This is a genomic window from Candidatus Uabimicrobium helgolandensis (genome assembly GCF_041508025.1).
Taxonomy (GTDB): domain Bacteria; phylum Planctomycetota; class Uabimicrobiia; order Uabimicrobiales; family Uabimicrobiaceae; genus Uabimicrobium; species Uabimicrobium helgolandensis.
In genome coordinates this window covers 5390539-5413640 of record NZ_CP165719.1, presented here as the reverse complement: position 1 = coordinate 5413640, position 23102 = coordinate 5390539, and the positions used below count along the sequence as shown (strand labels likewise).

Here is a 23102-nt window from a genome sequence, read left to right as displayed (position 1 = left end):
TGTAGGGCGAGTTATCGGTTGCGAAAGAGTACACTTCACCTATACTCTATATTTTTCAGCTAATACAACATCTCGCAATCGTTATCGTAATTGTCACCCTGTATAAAATTATGCACCTCGGATACTGGAGTAATATATAAATGCAAAAGTGGATGTTACTGGGAGTTGTGTCGTTCATTTTGGTTGTTGTCAGTTTGGGAATGAACTCTCTTATTGACCGCGTTATAAAAAATAAACTTTCTCGGGATTTAGATATTAATCTAGGCAATACTTATATGATGTTGCAATTGTGGATTGAAGCGCAAAAATCTGCGGCAACAAGTAAAGGATTAGAACGCAAAGTACGCTCTCTTACACAAACTTTTTTAGAAACAGATAGTGGAAACTCATCGCAAAAAATATTAGAGTCTAATTTTCTAGATGTAATTCGTCAGCATTTGCGACCAATGTGTCGCGTATACGGCTATACTGATTTTGCCATTATTACTCCACAGAAAAAAATTATCGCATCGCTCAACGATCATCTAATTGGTTCAACGATAACCTCTTTGCAAATGAAGTTTTTTGACCGCATTTTACAAGGAGAAACAGTTTTAACATCACCTTTTCTTAGCGATTTTCTTAAAACCCTAGATTCTAGTTTACATTTGGATTCTAGTGAGCAACAAGCTCTCATTCTATCAGGTACTCCTCTATATAATACTGCAGGAGATATTATTGCAGCATTAATATTTGGTATACAACCGCAGATGGATTTTTCTACTATTTTCCAGGTCAATAATACAAGTCATAATTATGCTTTTGATGCAGATGGTTGGATGCTCTCAAGTAGCGTTCACAACGATCAAATACGTGAAATAGGCCTTATCACATCTAAAGATGTGCATCCTATATATAAATTAAAAATTCTCGACCCAAAATGTAATCTATTAAAAGGCGAAGAAGTAACTCATGAAGATCTTTCTTTTACCTACTTGGTTACAAACGCTCTAAAAACATCGAAAGGCTTTAATGTCGATGGATATCGCGACTTTAGAGGAGTACCAGTAATTGGAGCATGGATGTGGGTAGAAGACTATAAAATTGGCATTGCTACAGAAATAGAACTTGATGAAGCATATGCTACTTTGTATAGTTTTCGACGTTTATTTTGGTACCTTTTTCTTCTGCTGGCCATTTCAGGTTTTGTACTATTAATTTCTCTCTATATAATAATGCACTTTTACAAAAAAGCTAAAGTTGCACAGCAATTTGGACAGTATAAAATCATTGATAAGATTGGTAAAGGTGGTATGGGAGAAGTATATAAGGCTTCTCACGCAACCCTACGCCGTATTACAGCTCTCAAATTAATTCAACCTCATCAAATTAGCGAAGAAAATGTAAAACGTTTTGAACAAGAAGTTCAGCTAACAAGCCGTTTAACTCACCCAAATACCATTGCTGTATATGACTATGGTCGTACTCCAAAAGGCATTTTTTACTACGTCATGGAATATCTACCTGGAATTACTCTAAGCGAGCTTGTGTACAAAAATGGTGCTGTCGACGAATCGCGCGTAATGTATTTTTTGACACAAGTGTGTTCATCTGTTGCAGAAGCTCACAGTATAGGTCTAATACATCGCGATATTAAACCTGCAAATATTATGATTGGCGAACGCGGAGGAATTTATGATTTTGTCAAAGTTCTCGATTTCGGACTAGCAAGAGAAATTAATGATATTAGTAGAGAATATGCTGATCACGAAAACGGTGCAATTTACGGTAGTCCACATTATATTGCTCCTGAAGCACTTTTAAATCCTAAAGAGATAGACCAAAAATGTGATATCTATGCAATAGGAGCTGTTGGCTATTTTCTACTAACAGGTAAGCACGTATTTAATAGCAAAGATGCAGCAGAGGTATGTCGACACCAAATTAAAACAATTCCGCGTTTGCCTTCTGAAGTATTAGGAAGAGAAGTCAATAAAGAACTTGAGGATATTATAATGAGGTGCTTGAAAAAAAAACCAAGGGAAAGGCCTCTCAATGCACAAGTGCTTTATGAACTTCTAAAAGATTGTAAGAGCGACTGGGAACAAAACAAAGCTCGTATATGGTGGCGAGAGAATGCTGAAAACATTTACAAAGGCCTAGATAGCAGCAGAATCAAAGACCACAATTTAGAAACAATAACCATTGATTTTACTATGCGTAGTTAGTAGCTTTTCAACATTTAGCACAGATAAACATAATTGAGAAAGTGCAAATATGGAAGATTACAGGTTTGGTCAGATCAGATTTTTTGCAGGGATGCTAATGACAATAATAGTCGCTATTGTTGCATTAGTATCAGTCCATGAAGATGTAGAATGGTCTCAAATAAATTCTACTGTGGTAGGGAAAATAGGCACAAATACTGTTTATTTTCAAGGTAATGTTACCCAAGTAGATAAGAAAAACAACACCATTTCATTTTATATTGATAAAAAAGGTTGTTCCATTTCTTTTGCAAAAACAGTAAGGAATCCTGCTTTATATATAAGTGGACTGAGCAGCACACTGTTTTTTCCTAACAATGTAAAATTAACAAAAATAAGCGGAAGTGATCGCTTCGAACTTTCTATACGCAAAATAATTAGTTACGCAGGTAACGGCGAAGAACAAAAGGGAGCTGTTTCTTTGATAGGAAAATATAAACTAATTACTTTTCACAGCGATACTTCTGATGAAATTACAATAAAGGTAACCAATGAAGTTATGGGTCCAGTAGGCTCAGTGCTTGCGATATTTTTTATAATATGCGTAATTTTCGAAGTTAGTAAATTTGTCATAGGTAGAATACAAAAACGATCTCTGATGTAAAATGGCTTTTATCTATTTTTATTAGGATCTTTCTTATGGTGATTTTTATCTTTTCAATATATTTAACTTAAGTTGCGACCTATAAAATTTGTCGTATAGTCTGGTATAATTACTCTTACAAATTTGATGTGCGCGGTTCGAATCTCGTGAGACGCAGTCGTGGCACATGGCACGAAGTAAGGGTAATGCAATGAATTTTAATCATGAAAAATTAGATGTATATCAAGTATCACTAGAATATACAAAAGAAACATTTAATATGATGGAGAAAATGCCATCAGGTTACAGCTATTTAAAGGATCAGCTAAAAAGAGCATCGCTTTCAATCCCTCTTAATATAGCAGAAGGCAATGCCAAATTTAGCAAAAAAGAGAAAGCAAGGTTTTTCTCTATAGCAAGAGCATCAGCAAATGAATGTAGTGCAGTATTCGATGTTGCTAAGATAGCCCAAATAATAGACTCAAAAGAAAAAGAGAAAATCAAAAAACTACTCTATAGAATAATTTGTATGCTTTCAAAGTTAATAGTCTAATTTTCGCACATGGAATATCGATCCACGACCACGAACCTCAAAAATCGAATTGCACACATCGTTTTTTTCCCGAGCTACTGAGTTTATTCAAAAGGTTACCCGTAAAAGGATTGAAACTACTTTTAGTCAGATCACTTCTTTTTTTCCAAAGAAAATTCATGCTGTTACCTCTTATGGATTTGAGTTAAAAGTTGTCCTTTTTGTTCTCGCTTTCACTTTTTCTTGTTATTTTTAGGTCGCAACTTAAGTTATATTTACTATAAAAAAGTATTACTTCTCCGTAAATTCAAATCTTGTTTATAGTGAGCCAAGATTTGAATTTATAGAATTATACCTTAATTCATATTTTGAATGATTAAGGCATGTGTTTAAAAGTTACCTTTTGCTCTATTTTAGGTGTTTTTACAATATGATATGGCTGAGAAAACCCCATTGACATCATTCCTCCTGGATCAGGACTCACTTCTTTTATTTGTACAGTACAGCCATCACTTTTGATCATTGCTTCCGTAATAGTAATACTATGCCCACCACTTGAATGTTGTCCTTTAAAAGCTGCAATTACTATTTCTTTACCAAAGTCAACTTTAGGAAGTTCCGGTTTCGGTTCTACATTTGCATGTACTTGTGCCCATAACTTCTTCCAATCATCTTCATTAGTAATGGTGTAATCTTTTTTTTCGTTGTGACCGCTATTAGCTCCTTGAGAAATAGTTGTTAATTCCACTTTTTTCTCCTTCATTTGTGGTTTGGGCTCTACATTTTTTGTTTGTTCGCTAGACTTATTTGGTTTGTCACAACCAACACACAAGCACAAAATAACTAAAAGCAAACTTAAATAATTAAACATGGTTTCCCCGATCTACTACTTGATTATATTGAGTTGTAGGCTACAACGATAATATTATCGTTGTATCTTACGTGAATAAAATATATTATGATAATTAGGGTGTATCTCTATTTGGACTTTACAAAACTCAAGTTATTTTAGAGCGCAGCAACGTACTTTCAAAAGTACATGTACTTATAAAGTAACAAAATCTAGAACAACTAAGTTATCTAAAATAAAAATAGAAACCCCTAGTAGTGTATTAGAAACTTCAACTGTCAAAATAAAAACCAGTTGAGGTTACCTATATAAATTAGCAAAATATTTTGTTAGATAAAACCTAGAATTGAAAATTTATGAATAACAATCCTCTTTTAATTGAACATGGCTGTGTTGATTTTTCACTTCTACAAACAGAGCACATTGTTCCCGCAGTAAAAGAAACAATTAACAATTGTACACAAATCATAGAAAATATAGCACAAGGCGAAAACCATAGTTACAATACGCTGGTTTGTAAATTAGATGAAATCAGCTTAAAAATCGATCGTCTATGGTCCCCTGTGACAATCTTAAACTTTTTAGCAAACTCGTCAGAAATCAGAGTTGCTTACAACGAAGGCCGCAAGCTGTTAACGCAGTTCGAGACCACCTTGCGTTCAAATTCTCTCATATATAATCATTTGGAGAAACTATCGAAAGAATTACTTTCTGTAGAGCAAAAAACCGTTTTAGAAAACTATGTGAGAGATTTTCGTTTACATGGCGCCTCGCTAGAAGAAAAGCAAAAAGAAAAATACAAAAATATTGTTCTTGAGTTAAGTAATCTACAATCTACATTCGGTGAAAATGTTTTAGATTCTACAGGAGAATTTCAGTTACTAGTTACCGACGAAAACGAACTAAATGGTTTGCCGCAATCAATAAAAACTTCTTTAAAAGAAGAGGCAGCGAAAAATGATATGCAAGGGTTCTTGTGTACTTTGCAAATGCCAGTGGTAAATGCGATACTCAAATATGTCGACAATGAAGACATACGTCGCCAAATACATATGGCTTACAGTAAGCGTGGCCTAAGTAAAGGCAAGGATAATCGTCCTTTAATTAAAGAAATTCTAGAACTACGCAGTGAATTAGCAAGCCTACTGGGGTTTAAAACTTATGCTCATTTGTCCCTTGCAAAAAAAACCGCTGAGTCACCAGAAAAAGTACTAGAGTTTTTATATTCTTTGGAAGAAAAAACCAGACAGCCAGCTAAAAAAGAATTTGAAGATCTTGCGCAATTTAAAAAAGAAACAGATGGCGGCGATTTAAAAGCATGGGACTATTCTTTTTACTTAGAAAAGTTACGTAAAAAACAGCTCGACTTTAGCGAAGAAGATCTTCGCCCATATTTTTCTATCGACTCAGTACTAAAAGGTCTATTCGAAATCGTCGATAAAATCTACGAAGTGCAAGTAAAAGAAATTGAGCCGAGAAAATGCTGGCATCCCGAAGTACGTTACTTTCAAGCGCATAGTGCGGGCGAAATATTGGGGGAATTTTTTCTCGACTATCATCCGCGAAAAACTAAACGCAGCGGCGCATGGATGCAAGATGTGGTAGGACGATCAAGAACAAAAGATGGTTTTGAGATGCCGATTGGTCTTATTGGTGGTAATGCCACTCGTGCAACCGAAGACACTCCTGCACTACTAAATCATCGCGAGGTGGTAACTCTTTTCCACGAATTCGGCCATATGTCACAGTTTTTGTTCACCAAATGCAATGAGTATAGTGTTGCTGGCATAAACGGTGTTCCTTGGGATGTAGTAGAATTGCCATCGCAATTTTTAGAAAATTGGGCGTGGGACAAAGAAGCGCTTAAAATGTTTGCAAGACATCACAAAACAGGAGAAGTGATTCCCGATGATTTATGTGACAAACTCATCGCATCGCGCAATTTTCACAGCGCCACTGTACTTCGTAGACAACTAGAGTTTAGTCTACTCGATATGCATCTTCACTTCGACTACGATGGAACACCACTTTTCGAATTCTCAGAACAAATCCACAACAAACTATCCTTTTTTCCAATGCTACCAGATACTTTGTTTCTAGCAGCCTTTAATCATATTTTCGCTGGCGGATATAGCGCAGGCTATTTTTCGTACAAATGGGCAGAAGTTTGGGAAGCCGATGCTTTTGAACTTTTCAAAGAAAAAGGAATATTCAATCCCGAAGTTGGTAGAAGTTTTCGCCAAAATATTCTGGAAAAAGGCGGTAGCGAAAATCCCTTCGTTCTCTTCGAAAGATTCCGTGGTAGACGTCCTCAACAAGATGCATTACTCAAAAAATATGACATCGCCAATTAACAAACCGCAAATAAAAAGCGTGTAATTTCGCACGCTTTTTTCATGAATTAAACCCACAGCGTTTTCCCTTTCCACTAAACCACGTATAAAAAATAACGTCTTTAATCAAAGATAGTCAAACCACAAGATATAATCCGGAGTATAAAAATGAAAAATCCTGTGACGTGGGTGTTTTTTGCGTATTTTGTTGCTTTTCTTTTATTTGTTAGGCACGCTTGGAATGATAATATATACCATGGAAAAGTTGCTACAGTGAATGGAGAAAGTCGTACATATCAGGCTGCTGTAATATTTTATTATCTAAAATTCAGGGCAATACCAGACAAAGTAGAGAAATTACTTGATAAAGATTACCATCATATAAGTAAATTCATTCCAACAATTGATCCATGGGAAAACGAATATCAATATGTCTATTTAGGAAAAAATAAATTTAAAATAATCTCGCTAGGCAGTGATGGCAAAGAAGGAGGAAAGGGAACAGCAAAAGATTTAATCTATAATTTTAAAGTTAATACAAAAGATAACTAGTGTATCAATCTGCTACCACAACTTCGCAAACAAAAAAAATATAAAAACTTGTCATCCTTTTCATTGATTACTTTGTCTTTATAGTAAACAACACAAAATTTTAACTAGTTTACATAAAGGAATCACACCATGACAAAATATTTATTGCTGTTTATATTTATTGGCTTAACAGGGTGTTTAGAACGCAAAGAAGAAGTCAAGATTGACAAAGATGGTTCAATATACGCTAAGTGGAAAATAAAAGGTGACAAGCAAGATGTAGTGAATGGTTTACAGCTACCTAGTAAATCTTTTACAGTAGAACAAAAAGAAATTGTAGAGAACGATAAAAAAAGATTTGTCCATAAGGCTTCAGGAAAGTTTGCCAATATCGATAGTTACACAAAAGCACTCACTTTTTCAGAAGAAGATTTACAAATCGAACAAAATTTGCGTATAGAAAAAAACGGTTCCAAAACCTATTATTTCTTTTCACGAGAGTACCAAGGACGTGATTGGTGGAAGTTTGAACGATTAAAAAAACAAGAGATAGACCAAAAATTAACCAAACGCGTTTCAAAAAAAGGTATTGATAGTTTATCTCTAGAAGAGCGCAGTAAATTCTTAAATGGTTTGGCAAATTTTGAAGTAAAAAAGCGCCTCCTAATTATAGAAGATGCGCTAGGACAAGCGATTATAGAAAAACAGTTTGCGCTATCGGCAATAGACAATACTCTTTCAAAATTAGACGAAAAATACAGAGAAATTATTTCAGCGCAGACCATAGAATTATTTTTAAGTCTTTCGAAACAACAACAAGCACAAAAAATTACCTTGTCTGAACAAAAAATAAACGAATACAACAGCCAAATATTAAATGAGAACTTTGCATCGTATCCTGTATCAGAAATTCAAAAGCATATTCACAAAGCAAAAAAGCTATATCAACTTTCAGAAGATATCATGGACGAAAATTTTAAAGTGCATCTGACACTGCCGGGAAGAATAATTTCTACCAATGGCGAAAGAATAGAAAAAAACGGTGTTTTTTGGGAAACAAATGGAAAATCTTTAGCCAACCGTAATGTAATGCTACAAGCTGTCTCTGTTGTAGAAGATTAATATGAACATTGAAAAAATCATAGAGCAATATTCGGCAATGGTTTTGCGCCTCGCAAGAGGCGTTCTCCATAACATAGAAGACGCACGTGATGTTTCTCAGGATGTGTTTATGGTTTTGCTGCGTACACCAAATATCGACAATTACGAAGGTTGGTTGTATCGCACTACAATTCGCCGCGCAATTAATTTCTATAAGCAAAATCAATCGCGCAAGGCACGTGAAAAAAACCAAAAAACAAAACTAGAGCAGTCAGCTTGTGATAAATTAGAACAGCAAGAACAATTAGAAATACTACAAAAAAAAATCATTGCTTTGCCAGAGGGACAAAGAGCTGTTTTTTTGTTGCGCCATCAAGTAAACTTACCTATAAAAAAAATAGCTGAAATGTTGCATGTTACAGAAGGCACAGTAAAAAAACAGTTGAGTCGAGCACTTGTTAATTTAGGAAAGGAAAGTCATGGACGATTGTAAAAAAATTCAAGAAGAGCTTGGGACCTATGTTTATGAAACACCTGATGAAAACACAAAAAGCCATTTGAATCGTTGCCAAAATTGTCGCAATATCCTTGAGAATATGAAAAATACGGTAAATGAATTACAAGTTCTAAAAGTTAGCGACTTTGAAGTACTTTCCTTTCAACGACAGTTGCAAAGTCGAATAACAACACGTAAAAGTCCTAAATATTTTCGTTACATCGTTGCCGCATCAACTATTTTCTGCATCGGAATTGTTACCGGAAAAACAATTTCTTTAGATCAGAATACACCGCAAACGACAATAGTACAAGAGGCAAAAGACAATGATGATTCATTAGGGCAATTGACGTGGTTTTCACCACAAGGATTAGAGTGGATTAAGAAAGGTGCCTCGGGTAAGTAACGCGACTTATTGGATTTCCTACAACTTTTAAACCTCTAAGAAGAGAACTTCTTATTTTTTTAGGATCCTAGATTTGCTTCTACTTTTTGTAAGATTTTTCCTTTAACTACTCGCAATTACCTTCTCTTTTCTTATCGAAACCTAGCAATGTGCAAAAGATATAGCTTCAAATTCAGCTGTAATTTCTTTTGCACACCACTGTGGAACTTGGCAACTCAAAGCACTTTGTTCGTTTGTAAATTCGCATTCGGCAATAATAGGATACTTCTCACATGTGGTTATTGAAAAGTTGTGGCCTTTGTAATTGTATTTGTAACGTTTGCGTGCTAATTTTTTGCCACTTAAAATACCACAAAACATCTCATACTCTTGTCTACTTAAATAGATATTGACAATGGGTTCACTCATAATAGAAGTTTTGCCATACTTTTTTCCTAATTTATATATGCACTCCTTATCATTATACATCTTGCGTAGTCGTAGGCGGCTGTTGTCAATATACAAATCTTCTATAATAAAATATACTAGGTACTCAAGATCCGGTAATTTTGCTTCATTTACCAGCCAACGTCTTTCTATTTCAAGTATAGAATATTTGGGATTCGAATTCACCACATTGTCTTTCACTGTAAGAATTATGATAATTGCTCTTGGATTTCAAGCCATTTTTCTTCTAATTTTTCTAATTCTTCTATTACATCTTGGTAGCGCTGCGTTTTTTGTTCATCATATATTACAGCGTTTTTGTGAAACCAGTCATCCAGTTCTTTTTTTTCTTTCTCACTTTTTTCTATTTGTTTTTCTAGTTTACTTAGCTCTTTTTTAAGGTTGCGCTTTGCGTGAAAGTCGATTTGCTTTTTAGGCACAGGTTTCTTTTCTTCTTTTACTTCTTCATAGTCATCTTCTGGCGGTTTTTCATCTAGTTTTCTCTCTAAATCCTCTAGATAACTGTCGTAGTTTCCGTAGTAACGCAGTACACTTCCTTGTTTGACTTCGACAATTTCTGTCGCAACTAAGCGAGCAAATGCGCGATTGTGGCTTACAAATAATACAGTACCTTCGAATTTTTTTAGAGCTATAGCAAGCGCTTCCACTGTTTCAAAGTCAAGGTGGTTGGAGGGCTCATCGAGAAATAAACAATTGTGTTTTTGAAGTAAAAGTCCCGCCATACACAAACGCGCTTTCTCACCTCCACTAAGAACAGAGATCTTTTTCTTCAGATCATCATTGCGAAATAGAAAGCTTCCTGCCATTTGCAGTATTTTTTCGCGCGGAGTCGTTTCAACAGTAACAGAGTCTAAGTACTCATATATACTAAGTGCTTCGTTTAAATTACGTAAAACATGTTGTGCATAGTAACCAATATCCATGTGTGCGAAATAGCGAAAAGAACCTTCTTTCGGTTCTAATTCTCCCACTAATGTTTTTAACAGTGTTGTTTTTCCTTGACCATTGTCACCAACAATAGCAATTTTTTCTCCATGATTTATAGTAAAGGATATATCATTTGCCACCATTTTTTCAGGATAACCAATAGCAAGATCTTTAAGCTCTATTGCCGGACCTTTACGCGAACTTACTTCTGGAATATGTATATGCACTGTTTTTAAAGCTTGTTTAACATCGACAAATTGTAAGCGACTAATTTGTTTTTCTTTAGAACGTGCTTGGCTCGCTTTAGTATTTTTTGCTCCAAAACGATCTACAAATTGCTGAAGTTGTTGGCGCTTTTTTTCTGTTTGCTCATTTTGTTTTATATACATTTCTAATTGCTGTTGTTTGAAATCTAAATATTTTCCCAGCGGTAAGGAATGCAAAGATAATTGGCAATGCTCGACATCTAGCGTACTGTTACAAGTGCGCTCAAGAAACTCGCGATCGTGGGAGATAACCATTAATGCTCCTCTATAACCGCGTAAAAACTTCTCTAGTAGTAATAGAGTTGATAAATCAAGGAAGTTTGTAGGCTCATCAAGCATTAAAATATTTGGTTCTTTTAGCAACATTGCCGTTAATTTCACTCGCATTTGGTAGCCGCCAGAAAGGCTTCCGATTTGCAATTCTAATTCTTTATCGTACAATTGAAACTGAGCGGCAACTTTACCGCACTCCCAAGATTCTCTTTGGGTATAAGATTCTAAAAAATCAAGTACCTTGTCTTCTGGGGTATAAGGATCATGTTGTTCTAAGTAACCAATGCGTGTGTCTGGATGTATTTTAACTTTTCCATCATCGACATCTTCTTCACCGATAATAATTTTAAAAAGAGTTGATTTACCAGCGCCATTTCTGCCGATAACTCCTATTTTTTGGTCACTATTAATTACCGTGGAAGCCTCTTTAAATATTTCTTGGTTGCCATATAGTTTTTCAACATTCATTACTTGAATAAGTGTACTCATTTTACTTTCTTTCGTTGTTTTATATTCAATTTCTATACTACTGTTATATTTTGCAATTTGTAATTTATGTGATTTGAAACTCACTAAATAATAAAAAAGGAAGTTGTAACCGCAAAACGCAGTATAATCATAATTTTTTTCTTAACTTTGGTGAATATTTTTATTATAACACCTTTGTATTACCGATCACAATATTTCTTGTTAGACGCTTGACAATTAGTAAGATTTCATTTATTTCAAAAAACAAAACACGGTGCTATAACAAATCAAAATATTTTAAAGCGCGCAGTACCTACACTCTATAGATAGGACAGAAAATGGGACAAAACAGATCATCTATCCATGTTGGACAAACAGTCGAAGTTGTTAAAAAACGAGACCAGAGAAGCGGTAATCTTACTGAAGGAGTGGTCAAAAAAATATTAACAAATTCATCTTTTCATCCACATGGTATTAAGGTTATGTTGGAGTCAGGCGAAGTTGGTCGTGTTAAAAACATAATTGAAGATTAATAATCTTGAAATAGGGTGCGTCGGCATTTAGGCTTTTTTGAAATTTGAGTGATTTTGGACAATAGCAAAGCATTTTCAAAACGGATAGTATTCTTCTATAATTGAAAAACAACGAAACGAGTTTCCCAAAGTATCGAATTTATTGAAAAGATAAATATCGACACACCCGAAAGAGTACAGCAAACTAACTAGCCCAAATTAGCGAGATTGATATGAGACTTGAAGCCAATACAATTGGTAATATTGATAATCCTAGTGAAGATGACATTGCCAGAGCTTTTGAAAATCGCGAAAAGTGGGATATGGCCGATGTAATGGGCAACGTCTACACTTTGTCTAAAGGTTGTACATCTTTATTTTGCATTTCTGGGCACAACTTTGAGAATTTTAGTTTGAGATTTTATGATAAAAATGAACAAATTTATATTTGTTCAAGCACATTATCTGCTAGCGAAGTAAAACAGTACTTCATCCGCTTCTACAATGATGATATGAAATGGTATGATAATTTAGATTGGCATCTTTATATTCACAAAACATTGTGGGAAAGATTTTTAGAAAAGTTTTTTCGTAACTAGAATATTCCATTTAGGAGATATGATAAATAATTTAACATATCTCCTAAATAATGAACTACTTCGTTTTTATTTTACTTGAATGGCGCATCAACTTAAATTTATGTGTTTTTTAGCTTTTCTGTAAAATAGCGAATTGTTTCTTGTAATTCGCGCACAGATGCTTCTAGCCTTTGTATATCTTGCGTTTGCAATTTATTACTTTTTGGGGCAGCCACAAAAGCTATTTTTTCATCTTCCTCTACACAAGGCTCGTTACTTTGCACCGATATCGTCTGTTCGAACATTTTGTTGTCCATTTGCGCGTGAGAAATACCTAAATCTTCCGCTTGTTTTTGCGAATCAGAAATGTGAGAAATAACATGTCCAACAACAGAACCATCTTCTGTATCTACAACAATTTCTTTGTACTCCGAAACTTCTGATCTTGGAATAAGGTGGAAAGTATATCCTGCTATTTCAATTTTCTCGTGTCCTGTTAGTTCTATCTCTTTCTCGTATCCAATGTCCGCGTCATTTACTTTAATTTTATTTACTTCGCTAAGATTTTTCATTGTAATTCTGTTACTGCCTAGTTCGATAAGCGCTTGTGTACGAGAAATTGTTACGTCGGGGATAACGATTTGATTAACGAATGTTCTACCAATAAAGTTTTTTTCACACGTAAGTGGAAAAACTAACTTTTTTTCATCGACAGTTAGTAATAAATAAGGATATTCGTTTATATCTACAGCATTTCCCGAATATTGAACTAAGTCATTATATATTTGAGAGATGTCTTGGTAACGTTCGCGAGAATCATTCTTTAAGCACTTTAGACAAATATTTCTTAACTGCTCATCGATGCCGTCCTCATGAGTAAAAGTTACCTCTGCGCTTAAAACATGTTGAACCACTTCCGTATTTGTTTTTCCAGGATGCGCAGGTCTTCCGGTTAACATTTCAAAAAAAACAGCTCCAAGAGCGTAGATATCATTCATCTTAGCCGTGGATTTCCCTTCGAATTTTTCAGGTGGCATATAAGCATATGTACCTGACATATCCTCACTGTGTTGCGCGTTAGGATTTTCAATTGCCAAACCAAAATCAACAAGTTTAGCGCAGTGATTGTTCAAAGAAACAAGAATATTTTTTGGCTTAATATCTTGATGATATATCTTATGTTTGTGTAAATACGCTAGTGCATCTGTTAAAAGCATCATATTCGAACAAACCATTTTCTGAATGTGCTTTATGTCTTTTTCTGCCCTTTGTTTTTCCATGTATTCACAAATATCCGGACCATTTACAAATTCCATCACAATGTAAGGATTATTATTGTGTCGTCCAACGTCATAAACCTGGACGATATTAGGATGATTACACTGGGCAAGAGTTTTTGCTTCTTTTTCAAAGAACTCAATTTCTTCTACAAGACTTTTATCAAATCTAATCGTCTTTATCGCAATTTCGCGACCAAGTTTTGGGTCAAAACCTTTATAAACAGTTCCATAACCTCCACTACCAATCTCAGTAGTAGCATGATAACGACCAATAAGCCTAATCTCTGAAGTTTGTACTTTGTGCGAGACAACATCTACATCAACATCTATTGTTCTTTCAAATAAATTAAAATCAGGTTTATTTTCAGTGGACTGATTATGTTGAGTTGTTTGATCAAAGTCTACATCGGTAGCAATAGTTTGATCAAAAACTGTGTTAGAACGGGGCGGAGTGTGCTCATTATTTTGAACTGCTTCAACAAAATCTACATCGGTAGCAATAGTTTGATCAAGCCTTTCATTAGAATCAGATAAAGCGTTTTGAGCATCTTGCAGCGCTTGATTAAAATCTACACCAGTAGCAATTGTTCTATCAAAATCATCATCCAAATCTGATATATTTTTGAAATCGGCATCAGTTGTTTTTTTAAAATTTAACGACTTACCTGGCTCTAATTTAACAGTAAGTCTTTTATCAAGGCGCATTTGGCCGTCGCCATCTTCAGCACCATGTTTGTTGTGGGGGGATTTTTTTTCGGTCATTTTATATCCTACTGAAGTATTCACTACTTGATAGTGACTTGGCGAAATACCTTCGTATTTACAACTTCTACAAATACAACTCACTTTATAATAATACCAGAAAGTCACATATACCATCAATCAAAAAACAACTTGCCTATACACAAAATAATAAAATATTAGGTCTAGAAAGTTGCTCTAAGAAATTTTAAAAGCGAAACATTAACCATGTGTACAACTTCAGTGTACTAAACTTTCCAGTGGAGAACTTTAGAGCGTATCCCTATTTAGATTTTACAAAATTCGAGTTATTTTAAATCGTAGAGCGGCACTTTGAAAGTGGTAGTTTTGCTATGCGCTTTCAAAGTAGCAAAACCAGTGTTTAAAAGCGCCAAATTATTGGAAATAAGAATAAAGACACACCTTAATCAACTGCTTGCAAAAATAACCAAATACTATTGGCATTGTTACAAAAAAATAAAAATTTAACAGCGAAAGTAATTTCTAAGTGGTACTATTTGCAACACAAGCCATATCTTTTAAAACAGAAATAAGGAGCGCATATATGACAAATAATGCTCTTGGAAAGTTATATGAGTATAAAATTAGTGATTTACGAAATACAAGCACGGCAAAATTAGAAAGCATACAGTTTTTAAAATTACTAGAAGGCGCAGATAGTCTTCTAGGTTTCCCACAATTACCAAATTTGATTGAGCTAGATCTAAGCCACCAATGTTTACCAAGCCTAGAAAATTTCCCAAATTTAAAAAATATCCAGAAACTCAAATTAGTTGATAACTATATGAAAAATATCGATGCATTAGCTAATTTTACAGAGTTAACAGAATTGAGCCTAAGAGATTGTGACGACTTAGAAAACTTGGACGCCTTAAAAAAACTTTCTAAATTGCGAAAGTTGGACCTAAGGGACTGCTTATCGTTAGAAAACATTGATGTTCTAGCATACTTAGAAAACTTAGAAGAGTTACAAATTATTGGTCACCCATCTTTAGAAAAAGATAATAATGTTTTATCAAAACTAAAAATTTTAACTACTTTGGGAATCTACGGGTACTCTGAACCAGAGGAAGACGGTCCGTTTTATCTAAGGAAAATCGGCTCTTTAAATATTCCTAATTTAAAAACTATAAACTTACAAGATTGTTATGAGTTAAAAAACCTAGACGGATTGCAACCCCTCAAACAAGTCGTTTCTGTAAATATTGAAAATTGCCGCAAATTAACATGTTTACAAGGTCTTTCGAACATGAAAAATTTGCAGTCTCTCAAAATAGAGAATTGTGGTTTGTTAAATAATCTTGATTTTTTAACTAACCATAGTTATTTAAAAAAACTAGAGATAAAATGTTGTCTTTCTTTGACAAACATAGAGGGGCTAAGTAATTTAAAGCAACTCAAAGATTTAGTTTTCTTGGAGAATACATGGAATCTAGAGGATTCAAAACCTCTAAAGAACCTAGAACAGCTACAATTTTTAAATGTAAATAATGTACAAAATATAAAATGGTTAGAAAATCTGTTGAATTTAAAATCGCTTACTATGCGTTGTTATCAAAGTGGTTCTTTTCAAGGAATAACAAATCTTAAACATCTTACAAAATTAGACTTGTGCCATGGTCCTTTGAAAATTTTTTTTCCTATTAAACAACTAAAAAACCTCAAAGAGCTAAGACTTCATCATTGGGATTCACTAGAAAAATTAGGAAGCGTAAAAAATTTAACTGTTCTAGAAAGTTTAGAGCTAAGTTGTTGTCCATTATTAAAAAGTATAGACGGACTAGCATATACACAGATGAAAACCCTTAGTTTATGGGCTTGTTCTAACTTAAAAACTATTAAAAATATTGACAAATTAAAAAATCTCAGATATTTAAATTTGAATTGTTGTAGGTCTTTAAAGGCTAGTGAATTACAAAATATAAAACTACTTACAAATCTCATAGAACTCTATTTGAACGATACAAACATTACTAGCAATGGATTACAACATATAAAATCTCTAACAAATCTCACTACACTAGATTTAAGCCACACAAAAATAAGTGATTATGGATTACAGCACATAAAATCTCTAACAAATCTCACTACACTAGATTTAGGCCACACAAAAATAAGTGATTATGGATTACGACATATAAAATCACTGACAAATCTCACTAAGCTAAATTTAAGCTATACAAAAATAAGTTATAGCGGATTACAGCACATAAAATCTCTAACAAATCTCACTACACTAGATTTAAGCCACACAAAAATAAGTGATAGCGAATTACAACATATAAGATCTCTAGTAAATTTCGCTATAATAAAAAAGACTTATTATTAAAGTACATCCCTTGACTAGAGAATCAGAACCAATTGCACTTTACAAAACTAAAATTTCAAATTCAAAAGCTCTTAAAAAACATTTTTTGTTGTAATTTATAACGTTTCAACCACTTACTCTTTTCACTTATACGTTTTTGCTTCTCAATATCGTCTATTTTTGTTGCTTGCAACTTCATAACTTGATTTGTCAACCATCTTTCCCACTCTAAGACCCAGAAAGGTTGCCAACTTTCGCATTCTTTCATTTTTTGAATTTCTCTAATTAAATCTAAGCGTTTCCATTTACGTGGTGAAATAAACTTGTAAGAACAGAATAGTGTATATATTAATTTTTGAATTTTTATTTTGGCTTCGTCTATGCAATTTTCTAAAGATTTTTTTTGTGATAATGCATAATTACTTCTGTGTACAATATCAATTTCATGTGGATGTAACCGCCATTTTTGTTCATAAAGATCTAGTTGATTACAATAACAACTCATTGTGCAAACCAAATTGCGATATACGTCTACGAATTCAATGTAAGATTTTTCCACATCTGCACGCGAATAATTTGCAAAAAATACTAACACTAAGAAATCTTTCCATCTAGTTAAAGCCTCCACAGGATTAGGAATAAAACTCTTCAGTACATCTATTGTTGTGCGCTTTGCTAAGGTAACGGCTTGCTGATCTGTTACCAGCGACAGATCTTGTTTCATGTTTTCTAAAGTACATCTTGTTTCAATGGCAAGTTCTAATGGAAAACGAATATTTATTTGTTCAAACTCTCTATTTCTAAAGTGATCTTCTGGATGATAGTTGCACAGTTGCAACACTCTAGAAAGCTGATGTCGCACGCAAGTAAAATCTTTGACAAGTGCTTCTAACTGTTTGTTAGGCGTATCTCTAGTAAGACGACGTTCGAGAGCAGAATACATTTTCCAACAGTGGTAAATTCTCATCAAATAACCAACAACAGTATCGATAATAACATCAAATATCTGGGCAATTAAAATAAAATAAAAACCAACAATTTGCTGTAACCACTTCATTAAAAATTTAGATTTGCAAAAAATTCTCTCTATCGGTCCTGGATTACCAGCTTCTTCACCTAAGTATTTTTCAAAATAAGAATCATGTTGTATTGGTGTTGTCTTCTGATAGGTTCTATCACTATCAATACGCAAAAATCCTTTTAATTCACCATCAATATTTTTAGCATAAACACAAGTGTCGCCATTTGTATCTATTACAAAGCGAATGTTTATCTTTGATTTTTTAGCAAGTTTCCTAAGTTTAAGAGTACCAATGTGAAGATTATTTTTAGGATCAGAATGCTCTCCTTCGAGAATGTGAATATCGATATTTTTTTTATTTAAAAACAGCGGGTAAAATTTTTCTGTTGGTATTGCACAATTGCGAGGAATTAAAACTTCCATCTTACCATCAATTTCCATTCCAACAGAACTTGTAGCTACGTCAAGTAATAATAAGTCTCCCGTTGATTGTAACTCTGACTGTGGTAGTTTCCGTGAAGGGAGTTTATCAATTGATATTTTTTTAGAAATTTTGGTTGGCGTTTCTTGTTCTTCTCTTTCTCCTAAGATAATAGACGGCAAATAAGCGCCAGCAAGACCGCGACCTTGTATAGCTGCTCCTTTTGCGATAACTTCATCTGGTAAAACTGTACTTCCAACAAAACTAGGTAGACAAAAATTCAAGATGTTTGCCATTTTTCCAATTACAATAATTTCTTCTATTCTATTGGAATCAATGACTTTTTTATATATGCTTAAAATTTTTTCCGACACGCTAGCTGTCAATTTACGATACTTAGCGCGATTGATAACAAAATATAAATGTAACAACCGCCCATCTCCATAAGCAATACATGGAACAGAAATCACAGTTTCGATATTTGTCATTAACCTTATGCGAGCTTCAATAACTTCGCCTTTTATTCTTTCAACAGCGCTAACAACCTTATATAGATCAACACTATTTTGCTCATAAAAACGTTTTATCAACCACTCAATAATCTCTTGGTCAAAATCTTCGATGCCGATCTTTTCATTAACATGGTTTAATGTTTCATAAATTTCGTCTTCTGTATCTACAACAGCAATATCTGTGCGGTCAGAGCCAAAATCAATGATAGCATAGCAATTTTCTTGGTATTCATTGAGATGATGAAATAGTAGCGTTGCTGTCGATTTACTAATAGTACGGCAGCAATCAATTTCGGCAAGTTTCGCTTGTTCTTTTACAAAGGAACGCTGCCTATCATTGAAGTAAGTAGGTACTGCGATCACAGCTCTAACAGAGTTAAAATGCAAATGATTTTGAATTAATTTACGAATTTTAACGAACGTATTATATAGATTTTGTTTATCTGGAATAAGATATGTCTTAGTGTGAAATACTAATTCACTTTCGCTCCAACTAACGATAACAACAGAGTTCTTTATACTTATTCCAACAATAGGGCTTGCCTTATATCTCCATTCATCCCAATGCCATTTTGGCAAAACATGGTTCAATGGTTTTAAATTTTCAGGATTCTCATTGCTATAGATATTTTTTTTCAACCACAATAACAAAGCAGTATCTGTAGTTAAAAAGTTAGGGTCATCATGCAGCTTCTTAATAAGTAGAGAAGTTAAACGATGTACCTGTTGTTTGAGGCCAGAATGGCTTGCGTTATCTTGCAAAAAATCTGACATAATTCTATTTCTCAACTCTTGAGCAGCGCTTTTTTGTGTTTTTTTACAACTGAGTTGTTCTAACAATTCTGAGTTTTTTGTTTTCATTTAAGAGAAATATGCAAATCTTATGCCAGATTTTGTATTTTTTAAGTCGAAGTAGTTAACAACAAATAGCGCTACGACTATGCCACTTATGGTCAATATCTCTCATAAGTAAAGCACAATCAAATTCAACCGTTCCTTTAGGAAATTTTGCTATGTCATCGAAAAAACTAGAGCGAACATTTTCAATTTGCAGAGCTTCAACTTTCCAATTTTTACATTGCAACTCAATACCATCATACTTTCCTTTTTGGCGCGTGTCAGAGTATCCTACAGCCCCTGCTTCAAAAAAAACAGATGCTTCTTGCAAATTTTTAAAAACAGATGTTTTTGGCAATTCCGAAATGAGGTGCCCTTCTACTTCGACAAAAGCTGTATTATCTTTACTTTTCATAGCTACATAGTAATTGTCATTTTCTTCTTTTGTTTCAAACGCAGCATAGTGGAGTAAAGTAGGAAAAACCTTGCTACCAATTACTGCATTTAAATAAGAGTCTGTGTCGCGACGAGGAACATAAACACCTTCGTGAGTTTTACCATCTGTGTCCCATTCTACAGCTATGCGATGTGCTGCATTCTCTGATGTTCCTCCAAAAGGAAAAGGTAAAAATGCTGGGCGAATTTTTTTTAATCGTATAAGACATATACCACCAATGGCATAATCATTAATAACTTTTGGCCGAAAAGGCGCAGGCAAAACCTTTGCCATTACCTGTGGATCTACTCGATAGTTCGCAAGTATTCTTCGATCCATTAAGCCTCTTATAGCAGGAACTTTCATAATGAACTCCGTAAATTTTAAGTTAAAGGTGGAGTTTTCTTTTATTTATTAACTTTATAAAAGAGGTTATTTACTTATTTTTTCTGCTCTTCTGCAAGTTGTCATAAGATATTCCACCTTGAAAGCACCAATAAGTTGGGTTAGGTCAGCATTTATTATAGCCCATTTTTTGCAAATTCTCTAGTTGTTTGTTGACTTACCTGACAAGGAGAAACGTTATTTCTCGTTTTGTAAAATTCCTTTTAAAACTATTTGTTTTTAAGTATATTTAAATATGGCGTCTTCTACAAAAAACCACTAATTTTAAAGAAAGCATTCCATGGAAAAAACCACTAGCGAAGAATATACCAACCCAATACAACAAAATACACCGCGTTCTCTAATAACGAGTAAAATTATACGTTTTGCTACTTTTTGTAGTGGCGGCGCATTTCCTATTCTTATTATTAACGCTAAAAATTTTTCAGAGTTCATGCTTTCTATATTAGTTCCTTGTATATCGATTTTTTGCTGGAAAATGCCTATTTATTGCGCAAAGCATTTAAACCGTAGCACGATTGTTTGGAGAGGTTTAGCAATAATTACTGCTGGTATATCTAACTGCATTTTAAGTGTACAAAGCGTTAAGGAAAACTAACAACTAAACTAAACTGTCCTTCACGCGTCTACTAAATAACCCACCAAAAATATAAATTTAAATCCCATATCCAAGTGGGGAACTTTTTTTGGCAGGTCACTTAGAAAATGATAGTTTATAAGTCGCTTTAGGAGTTTCAATATGCACACAAAAATTTCTCGGCAAAGATTCCGTGGTTGTATTGTGGGTAGTGCGCTAGGTGATGCTATTGGTAACATGGCTTTTGCATATCCACTTGGAATACCAAAACACCAGTATCTCACCGATCTTGAGCAGCGAATTTCCCTTTTGGAAGACCTAACATATACCGATGATACCGCAATGGTCATAGGTCTCTGTGAGTCTATTCTGGCAAATGGAGGAATTGATGAACAGCATTTAGGAGATACGTTAGCAACGAATTTTTATAAAGAACCTTGGCGTGGGTATGCTGCTGGACCACCTATTATTTTTCAAAGAGTAAATAACCAAGGGCTTTCGTATCGCAAGGCTGCACAAAGTCTTTTTGGTGGACAAGGTTCATATGGAAATGGAGCGGCAATGCGCATCGCACCGTTAGCATTGTTATACGGTCATCGCCAAGACTTGTACTCTCTTGTCGAAAACTGCGCAGCGGTTACAAACGCTCACGCAGTAGGAATTGATGGCGCTGCAATTATAGCAAAAGCAATCGCAATAGCCGCTTACCGCCGCGAAGAACTTACGATCAATAACTTTATTCGTCCTTTACAAGTTTTTTCACGCACGCCAGAAATGATCGAAAAACTCATACTTCTCGAAGACATTTATTGCCACTGCAACGACACATCTGTCGCAGCTCGTCGTTTAGGAACAGGTACACTTGCTAGTGAATCAGTACCATTTGCGCTCTACACTTTTTTATGTAACCAGCATTCATACAAAGACTGTATTTTACAAGCAGGTTTTCACGGCGGTGATAGCGATACGATAGCAGCAATGGTTGGAGCTATTAGCGGAGTATACTTAGGAGAAAACTCTTTACCACTGCCATGGTCGCATCTTGAAAACAAAAACTATCTGCTACAATTAAGTAACGACTTACATACATTGTACAATTATCCACGAAGTGTTTTAGGAATTTCGTAAAAACAAGATGATTTTATTCGCGTCGTAGTCACCTTGTTCCAAAAAGCCTTCGCTAGTTGCCATTTTAATAAGTTCAGCATTATGATTTAACGTAAACCAAAATGGAGCTTGAACATTAGCAGAATACTTAGCCAAAATAGATCGATTTTTTTCGGTGTTACTTACACGTAGAACTACATAATTTTCAGAAATATAGTTTTTGATTTTTTGCTGTTTGTCAATAAATGCAAAAAACTTTTGGCATTTCATACAATCTTTTTCACCAACTTCAATGAGAATTCTTTTTTTATTTTTCTTAGCATGTAAAATAGCATAAGCAAGATCTTTACTTGCTGATCTTTTCGTGTCAAATTCAACAACAGGCTGATATGGATCTTGTTTTACAAGATCTGTAAACTCGGTGATCAATTCATTAGGGATGGTAACTGCTAGATGATAGTGTTTTATTTTCCAAGTGTTATCGCTGTATTCTACAACTCCTGATCCACGGCAAATTCCCATCCATGTATTAAGTGTTTCATCAAACCACGCATATTTTTTGTCCTTGGCTATATAAAGTTCTCTTTCAAGAGGAATAAATGTCCATGCCGATTTACGCGCAAATGCAAATTTGCACCATTTCTGAAACACTGGTTTAGTCCAACGTTCAGTAGCATCAGTTCCAATATAGATACTATTTTCATCCATACTCCCAAAAAACTTTTTCTCATCAGCAACAGCTGCTGCATGATGCCAAGCATCTACAAATGTGTGTAAATCTTGTTCCACAGAGTCATCCGAAAAGCTCAGTGTTATTCCTACAAACAAAATAAAAACCATTAATAATTTCATTTTTTGTTCCTTTCTATTTTAACATGGTACTTGAA

Annotated in this window: 20 protein-coding genes; 13 read left to right on the top strand and 7 right to left on the bottom strand. The window is 34.3% G+C overall.

What is annotated here, in order from left to right; genetic code table 11:
- Positions 1-140: 140 nt before the first annotated feature.
- The 3 genes from UABHE_RS19990 to UABHE_RS19980 all read left to right on the top strand — a co-directional run bounded on the left by UABHE_RS19990 (position 141) and on the right by UABHE_RS19980 (position 3382).
- Complete coding sequence (locus UABHE_RS19990) at positions 141-2207, top strand: protein kinase (protein ID WP_372365026.1); 2067 nt, start codon at positions 141-143, stop codon at positions 2205-2207.
- Positions 2208-2304: 97 nt separating this feature from the next.
- Positions 2305-2850, top strand: coding sequence for a hypothetical protein (locus tag UABHE_RS19985; RefSeq protein WP_372365025.1), 546 nt, complete (start codon positions 2305-2307; stop codon positions 2848-2850).
- Positions 2851-3040: 190 nt separating this feature from the next.
- On the top strand, positions 3041-3382 hold the full coding sequence (locus UABHE_RS19980; protein ID WP_372365024.1) for a four helix bundle protein: 342 nt from the start codon (positions 3041-3043) through the stop codon (positions 3380-3382).
- A gap of 355 nt (positions 3383-3737) precedes the next feature.
- Here the strand turns inward: UABHE_RS19980 and UABHE_RS19975 are convergent, their stop codons facing one another.
- A complete protein-coding gene (locus UABHE_RS19975; protein WP_372365023.1) occupies positions 3738-4232 on the bottom strand; it encodes a protease complex subunit PrcB family protein in 495 nt (164 codons plus the stop codon).
- A gap of 335 nt (positions 4233-4567) precedes the next feature.
- Between UABHE_RS19975 and UABHE_RS19970 the strand changes: the two genes are divergently transcribed.
- From UABHE_RS19970 to UABHE_RS19950, 5 genes are all read left to right on the top strand, one after another.
- Positions 4568-6565: a M3 family metallopeptidase gene (locus UABHE_RS19970; protein ID WP_372365022.1), complete on the top strand. Its 1998-nt coding sequence runs from the start codon at positions 4568-4570 to the stop codon at positions 6563-6565.
- A gap of 147 nt (positions 6566-6712) precedes the next feature.
- On the top strand, positions 6713-7096 hold the full coding sequence (locus UABHE_RS19965) for a type II secretion system protein GspG (RefSeq protein WP_372365021.1): 384 nt from the start codon (positions 6713-6715) through the stop codon (positions 7094-7096).
- A gap of 129 nt (positions 7097-7225) precedes the next feature.
- A complete protein-coding gene (locus tag UABHE_RS19960; RefSeq protein WP_372365020.1) occupies positions 7226-8197 on the top strand; it encodes a hypothetical protein in 972 nt (323 codons plus the stop codon).
- Position 8198: 1 nt separating this feature from the next.
- Positions 8199-8669, top strand: a complete 471-nt coding sequence (locus UABHE_RS19955; RefSeq protein WP_372365018.1) for an RNA polymerase sigma factor — start codon at positions 8199-8201, stop codon at positions 8667-8669.
- Positions 8656-9078: a hypothetical protein gene (locus UABHE_RS19950; protein WP_372365017.1), complete on the top strand. Its 423-nt coding sequence runs from the start codon at positions 8656-8658 to the stop codon at positions 9076-9078. The genes UABHE_RS19955 and UABHE_RS19950 overlap by 14 nt, the downstream gene beginning before the upstream one ends.
- A 141-nt stretch (positions 9079-9219) precedes the next feature.
- Here the strand turns inward: UABHE_RS19950 and UABHE_RS19945 are convergent, their stop codons facing one another.
- Both UABHE_RS19945 and UABHE_RS19940 read right to left on the bottom strand, forming a co-directional pair.
- Entirely contained in the window at positions 9220-9690 is a 471-nt protein-coding gene (locus UABHE_RS19945) for a hypothetical protein (protein ID WP_372365016.1), read from the bottom strand.
- 23 nt (positions 9691-9713) lie between these two features.
- A complete protein-coding gene (locus tag UABHE_RS19940; protein ID WP_372365015.1) occupies positions 9714-11480 on the bottom strand; it encodes an ABC-F family ATP-binding cassette domain-containing protein in 1767 nt (588 codons plus the stop codon).
- A gap of 317 nt (positions 11481-11797) precedes the next feature.
- Between UABHE_RS19940 and UABHE_RS19935 the strand changes: the two genes are divergently transcribed.
- Positions 11798-11992, top strand: coding sequence for a YwbE family protein (locus UABHE_RS19935; RefSeq protein WP_372365014.1), 195 nt, complete (start codon positions 11798-11800; stop codon positions 11990-11992).
- Between the two features lie 212 nt (positions 11993-12204).
- The gene (locus tag UABHE_RS19930; protein WP_372365013.1) at positions 12205-12570 is read left to right on the top strand and encodes a hypothetical protein; all 366 of its coding nucleotides are present in this window, start codon (positions 12205-12207) and stop codon (positions 12568-12570) included.
- Between the two features lie 98 nt (positions 12571-12668).
- Here UABHE_RS19930 and UABHE_RS19925 read toward each other — a convergent pair whose 3' ends face one another.
- On the bottom strand, positions 12669-14591 hold the full coding sequence (locus tag UABHE_RS19925) for an FHA domain-containing serine/threonine-protein kinase (RefSeq protein WP_372365012.1): 1923 nt from the start codon (positions 14589-14591) through the stop codon (positions 12669-12671).
- 544 nt (positions 14592-15135) lie between these two features.
- Here UABHE_RS19925 and UABHE_RS19920 point away from each other — a divergent pair.
- Complete coding sequence (locus UABHE_RS19920; protein ID WP_372365011.1) at positions 15136-16920, top strand: leucine-rich repeat domain-containing protein; 1785 nt, start codon at positions 15136-15138, stop codon at positions 16918-16920.
- Between the two features lie 61 nt (positions 16921-16981).
- Here the strand turns inward: UABHE_RS19920 and UABHE_RS19915 are convergent, their stop codons facing one another.
- Entirely contained in the window at positions 16982-19627 is a 2646-nt protein-coding gene (locus tag UABHE_RS19915) for an Hsp70 family protein (RefSeq protein WP_372365010.1), read from the bottom strand.
- 142 nt (positions 19628-19769) lie between these two features.
- Positions 19770-20492: a DUF2071 domain-containing protein gene (locus tag UABHE_RS19910; RefSeq protein ID WP_372365009.1), complete on the bottom strand. Its 723-nt coding sequence runs from the start codon at positions 20490-20492 to the stop codon at positions 19770-19772.
- A gap of 319 nt (positions 20493-20811) precedes the next feature.
- Between UABHE_RS19910 and UABHE_RS19905 the strand changes: the two genes are divergently transcribed.
- Both UABHE_RS19905 and UABHE_RS19900 read left to right on the top strand, forming a co-directional pair.
- On the top strand, positions 20812-21129 hold the full coding sequence (locus UABHE_RS19905) for a hypothetical protein (RefSeq protein ID WP_372365008.1): 318 nt from the start codon (positions 20812-20814) through the stop codon (positions 21127-21129).
- 141 nt (positions 21130-21270) lie between these two features.
- On the top strand, positions 21271-22236 hold the full coding sequence (locus UABHE_RS19900) for an ADP-ribosylglycohydrolase family protein (RefSeq protein ID WP_372365007.1): 966 nt from the start codon (positions 21271-21273) through the stop codon (positions 22234-22236).
- Here the strand turns inward: UABHE_RS19900 and UABHE_RS19895 are convergent.
- Entirely contained in the window at positions 22222-23067 is an 846-nt protein-coding gene (locus tag UABHE_RS19895; RefSeq protein WP_372365006.1) for a nuclear transport factor 2 family protein, read from the bottom strand. The two genes, UABHE_RS19900 and UABHE_RS19895, sit on opposite strands and share 15 nt — an antisense overlap.
- Positions 23068-23102 lie beyond the last annotated feature (35 nt).

Excerpts from the sequence above, each read along its gene's own strand:
- UABHE_RS19990 (WP_372365026.1), top strand. The coding sequence starts at position 141 with ATGCAAAAGTGGATGTTACTGGGAGTTGTGTCGTTCATTTTGGTTGTT.
- UABHE_RS19985 (WP_372365025.1), top strand. The coding sequence starts at position 2,305 with ATGACAATAATAGTCGCTATTGTTGCATTAGTATCAGTCCATGAAGAT.
- UABHE_RS19980 (WP_372365024.1), top strand. The coding sequence starts at position 3,041 with ATGAATTTTAATCATGAAAAATTAGATGTATATCAAGTATCACTAGAA.
- UABHE_RS19975 (WP_372365023.1), bottom strand. The coding sequence starts at position 4,232 with ATGTTTAATTATTTAAGTTTGCTTTTAGTTATTTTGTGCTTGTGTGTT.
- UABHE_RS19970 (WP_372365022.1), top strand. The coding sequence starts at position 4,568 with ATGAATAACAATCCTCTTTTAATTGAACATGGCTGTGTTGATTTTTCA.
- UABHE_RS19965 (WP_372365021.1), top strand. The coding sequence starts at position 6,713 with ATGAAAAATCCTGTGACGTGGGTGTTTTTTGCGTATTTTGTTGCTTTT.
- UABHE_RS19960 (WP_372365020.1), top strand. The coding sequence starts at position 7,226 with ATGACAAAATATTTATTGCTGTTTATATTTATTGGCTTAACAGGGTGT.
- UABHE_RS19955 (WP_372365018.1), top strand. The coding sequence starts at position 8,199 with ATGAACATTGAAAAAATCATAGAGCAATATTCGGCAATGGTTTTGCGC.
- UABHE_RS19950 (WP_372365017.1), top strand. The coding sequence starts at position 8,656 with ATGGACGATTGTAAAAAAATTCAAGAAGAGCTTGGGACCTATGTTTAT.
- UABHE_RS19940 (WP_372365015.1), bottom strand. The coding sequence starts at position 11,480 with ATGAGTACACTTATTCAAGTAATGAATGTTGAAAAACTATATGGCAAC.
- UABHE_RS19935 (WP_372365014.1), top strand. The coding sequence starts at position 11,798 with ATGGGACAAAACAGATCATCTATCCATGTTGGACAAACAGTCGAAGTT.
- UABHE_RS19930 (WP_372365013.1), top strand. The coding sequence starts at position 12,205 with ATGAGACTTGAAGCCAATACAATTGGTAATATTGATAATCCTAGTGAA.
- UABHE_RS19925 (WP_372365012.1), bottom strand. The coding sequence starts at position 14,591 with ATGACCGAAAAAAAATCCCCCCACAACAAACATGGTGCTGAAGATGGC.
- UABHE_RS19920 (WP_372365011.1), top strand. The coding sequence starts at position 15,136 with ATGACAAATAATGCTCTTGGAAAGTTATATGAGTATAAAATTAGTGAT.
- UABHE_RS19915 (WP_372365010.1), bottom strand. The coding sequence starts at position 19,627 with ATGTCAGATTTTTTGCAAGATAACGCAAGCCATTCTGGCCTCAAACAA.
- UABHE_RS19910 (WP_372365009.1), bottom strand. The coding sequence starts at position 20,492 with ATGAAAGTTCCTGCTATAAGAGGCTTAATGGATCGAAGAATACTTGCG.
- UABHE_RS19905 (WP_372365008.1), top strand. The coding sequence starts at position 20,812 with ATGGAAAAAACCACTAGCGAAGAATATACCAACCCAATACAACAAAAT.
- UABHE_RS19900 (WP_372365007.1), top strand. The coding sequence starts at position 21,271 with ATGCACACAAAAATTTCTCGGCAAAGATTCCGTGGTTGTATTGTGGGT.
- UABHE_RS19895 (WP_372365006.1), bottom strand. The coding sequence starts at position 23,067 with ATGAAATTATTAATGGTTTTTATTTTGTTTGTAGGAATAACACTGAGC.